The sequence below is a fragment of the Negadavirga shengliensis genome (assembly GCF_042652345.1).
GTDB lineage: Bacteria > Bacteroidota > Bacteroidia > Cytophagales > Cyclobacteriaceae > Negadavirga > Negadavirga shengliensis.
In genome coordinates this window covers 1-2620 of record NZ_JBHSJJ010000038.1, presented here as the reverse complement: position 1 = coordinate 2620, position 2620 = coordinate 1, and the positions used below count along the sequence as shown (strand labels likewise).

Here is a 2620-nt window from a genome sequence, read left to right as displayed (position 1 = left end):
GCAAGCCAGGAGTGTCTGGTGGAGTTTTCCAATGATGATCCGGCCACCGGACAAAAAACGATTCTCCAGGAGGGGGCGTTTCAATAATGTAGGTATTTATCCAAGGTCTATTGGCCTTGGATATTTTCGCCTCCTGGTTTTCCCGGGGTTTATCGGCATGCTCGCAATGGATCATGGAGAATTCCGGCTTGGTAGTCCATACCGAACTGTTGTTTGGCCTTGACCATACCGGACTGTACTCCGATCACTGGTTGCTTTTCTGGACGGCCACAACCTCTTCTTTACCCTAATCCCGGGCCTTGAACTTAAAAAGTCCCTGGACATCAGGAGAGGGAAGTCGGATAAAGCCGATTCCCGGGATATTGCGGGATATATTTACGAGAAAAGGGAGAAGATCAAGTGTATCCGGATGCCTTCCAAAAACCTGGATCAACTCAGGAGACTAGCCTCATACAGGGAGCGCCTGTCGAGGAAAGAGCCGCCTACAAGGCCAGGCTTGTTGATACAGCCAGACCACTGGCAGGACGGTACGGGGCTCCGTTTCTTCTGAACACATCGTGGCGCACCGGATTTCGCACAAAACATCCGCAGTACACAAGTTACTCTGCCAAAACTCGAACACCAAAACTATTCCTGACTTGACGCAAATAGGATGGTGGCTATAGGAATAGTGTCATTTTATTTTTTGCAACTGTACCAGAATTAATTCTAAAATGGAAACCACCAATAATAGTTTTGAAGCGTTTGAGTCGCTATTATATGCCAAAATTATTAAACGGTACCCGTTCACCTTTATTATGGACATATACGCCGTTAGGAGAAATTGAAAAAATAATTCGGATAAAAATATTTTCATCCACTCATACTAATATATGGCGATTTAATACCGTATTATAGCCTTTTAAACAATTATTTGATTAAATTTCATAAATTATAAAATAATATCCCCAATTACTCGCTAGCTGTTAACTATTTCCTTAATTTAACGTGAAATTTATTCTGTCTTCGATATCTTTTTTTAAAAGGAATCTGACTTTGCCTTACATATTGCAAATGGAAGTTTTCAAATTGGGTATAATTATAAATAACTTAAAAATTAATTCTTAGTTACCAATCCTTAACATCCCCTTGGGTTTAATGTTCTGTAAAGAAGGCGTCGAAGATCTAACCCAAACCGCTGAAATGGAAAAGAGCATCAATTTATTGTGATTTTACCCAAACGAGACAACCACAAAAGGTTTAACGAGATTGTTGACAACTTACTTTATTCTTAATAACTAAATTAAACCGCCATGAAAAAAAAATTAATTGCATGTGCAATTTTCTTTGGGGGCACTATGATGTTTTTGGGTCATTTGGGCTGTCAACTACCTCCATGGTTCTTGGTAAACTTATTGAAACTTCTGGACAAGAACCTCCCCTTTTAGCAACTTTTTCTGCGGACGAGCTTCATATATTTTTAACTACTTCACGATATAGAGATGAGTCAATATTTGACGAGATTTTTGAAGCGAGCAAAAAGTTTTAACCACAGCTATGTGGGAGGGCATTTGTCATTCCTTATTTTCTTGTTAGCCTGTGGCAATGAAGAGGACTGGATCCCTACCAACTGTGAGGTTCCCAGGGCTGCAGATGCGTATGTTTATCCGATAGTACCGGGAATGCCTGAATGGGAAAATCTACTCACCTGGGAAGAAAGACTGGAGACATGCCAGATACCAGCAGACCTGTTAGAATCCATGAGCACCGCAGGTTTGATAGATAGCTGGCGGGAATTTCCTCTCACATTAGACCTGTTTCTTGATAATGAATTTCAATTTGGAATGGAGTTCCACATCCAGAATTTTTCCGGATTACAGGAGTTGTCCCGTCGAAATGACGCGGGTACCGAGCTTATGGCAAGATACCAACTTATGAAACCGGCCTGTGTGACAACCTATGAGGATGAAATGATGCTGAGTTCTTTTACTCTTGACTATGTTCCTATAGAATTATTGCTTGCCCAGGATATTATTCTTGATAAACTCAGTCCGGCTCAAAAGAAAACGCTGTTATCTGAGGCCTTATCCAAATACCGGAAAAGATGAAATATTATGAAGAATTTCAAACACGAGCTGGAACAGGCATATCATTATTCTTATGTGTCAGGATTCTAAAAAATGTCGGTTTCAGTCCCTTTATTTGGGAGCTCGACAAGGACGAGTCCTTGATTATTAAAATTCTCTTTGATACGGGAATCCTGCATGCATATCCGGATGCTCCCGAAATCCAAACCATCGTAAAACATGCTGAAAACTTCTTAAACCGAATTTGATATGAGAAAGCTTTACTTTACCTGCGTATTAACAGTGCTATGGATATATTCCATACATGCACAGACTTATAGTATAATCAGTCCAACTCCAGTCTATACCCCCAAATCAACTCCTATTCAAGTTTTGGGGCTTACCTCTCCCGATTATACGACTGCTCAAAAAAACACAATAAAGACAGCCGTATCCGTCCGATAAACCCCATATTTCATAGCTGGTGCAAACATCGTATAGTTGCATCATGAAAAAGATAAGCAACGACGAGTATTATAACCTGTTTTGCAGGTGGCGGGCTTCCGGTATAAGCA

2 protein-coding genes are annotated in these 2620 nt (G+C 40.6%); both read left to right on the top strand.

The window, feature by feature from the left end; all coding sequences use genetic code 11:
• Positions 1–247 precede the first annotated feature (247 nt).
• A complete protein-coding gene (locus ACFPFU_RS25550; RefSeq protein WP_377069569.1) occupies positions 248–550 on the top strand; it encodes an IS110 family transposase in 303 nt (100 codons plus the stop codon).
• A gap of 955 nt (positions 551–1505) precedes the next feature.
• On the top strand, positions 1506–2087 hold the full coding sequence (locus ACFPFU_RS25545) for a hypothetical protein (protein WP_377069567.1): 582 nt from the start codon (positions 1506–1508) through the stop codon (positions 2085–2087).
• The last annotated feature ends 533 nt before the right edge of the window (positions 2088–2620 follow it).